Raw genomic sequence first — 1,158 nt, 5'->3', positions numbered from 1 at the left:
AATCCGCAGGCATCTGCTCCGGCAGGTACAGGGCGAGCGAGTCTGCCACGCCATTATTACGGGCATTGTCTTCGCTGGCGATCAGCGCCTGGGGGTCGATATCCGTGCCGGTGGTCTCACCGGCACCGAGTAACAGCGCGGCGATGGCCAGTACCCCGGAGCCGCAGCCGAAATCGAGCACGGTTTTGCCGTGCAGGTCGGCGCCGTCCAGCCATTGCAGGCACAGCGAGGTGGTCTCGTGGGTCCCGGTGCCGAAGGCAAGGCCCGGGTCCAGCTTCAGGTTGACGGCTTGCGGGTCTGGCGCCTCGCTCCAGCTGGGAATGATCCACAGTCGCTCACCAAATTGCATGGGCGAGAAGTCATCCATCCAGGCCCGCTCCCAGGTCTGGTCTTCCAGGGTTTCGTGGTGGCTGGCTTCGGCTGTCAGCCCCTGGGCTGTGAGAGCGGCAAGTATCAGCTCGGGAGTCTGGTCCTTTTCAAACAGCGCACTGACCACGGTGTTTTGCCACAACGGGCGGGTGCCCGGCGGCGGTTCGAATACGGGCTGGTCGGCGCCGTCGGTGAGGGTCACGGCCACGGCGCCGAGGTTTTCCAGGGCAGCCTGAAAGGCATCGGCGTGTTGTTCGGTGGTGGCAAGGTGGAGCTGAAGCCAGGCCATGGACACTCCTGCAAGGCGTTGTGATGTACGGGTGGAAAGTGGCCGCAGTCTAGCGGATTCTGCTGCCCTGCGCTGCCTGTCGTTACGCCGGCCGGTTCGCTGGTGCGGTGATTTTTGCCGTTGCCGGGCCAGAAAAACAAAGGCCGCGCCGGGTTAGCGGGCGCGGCCTTTGTTGTGGCGCAGAGGAAAGAGCAGGCGCTTATTGATCGCCCAGCTTTTTCTCCAGGTGGTGAATATCCACTCCGCCTTCAATGAACGCCTTGTCCTTGAAGATTTTGTCGCGGTGCAGAGCGATATTGGTCTTGATGCCTTCTACCACGATTTCGTCCAGTGCGTTTTTCATGCGCGCAAAGGCGATGTCGCGGCTTTCCCCCCAGGTGATCAGCTTGCCGATCAGGGAATCGTAATAGGGGGGGACGGTGTAGCCACTGTAGATATGGGAGTCCACCCGCACGCCGTTGCCGCCAGGCGCATGGAAGTAGGATATTTTCCCCGGGCAA

General features: G+C 61.9%; 1 protein-coding gene and 1 pseudogene. Both read right to left on the bottom strand.

The window, feature by feature from the left end; genetic code table 11:
* On the bottom strand, positions 1 to 658 hold a 658-nt coding region (gene prmA / locus A3730_RS19485), incomplete at its 3' end, for a 50S ribosomal protein L11 methyltransferase (protein WP_063538720.1).
* 199 nt (positions 659 to 857) lie between these two features.
* Positions 858 to 1,158, bottom strand: a pseudogene (locus A3730_RS19480) (acetyl-CoA carboxylase biotin carboxylase subunit); the annotation flags it as partial.

This window comes from Alcanivorax sp. HI0044, from assembly GCF_001634945.1.
Note: the sequence above shows the minus strand (reverse complement) of the source record. Positions and strands in the feature narration are given on the sequence as shown.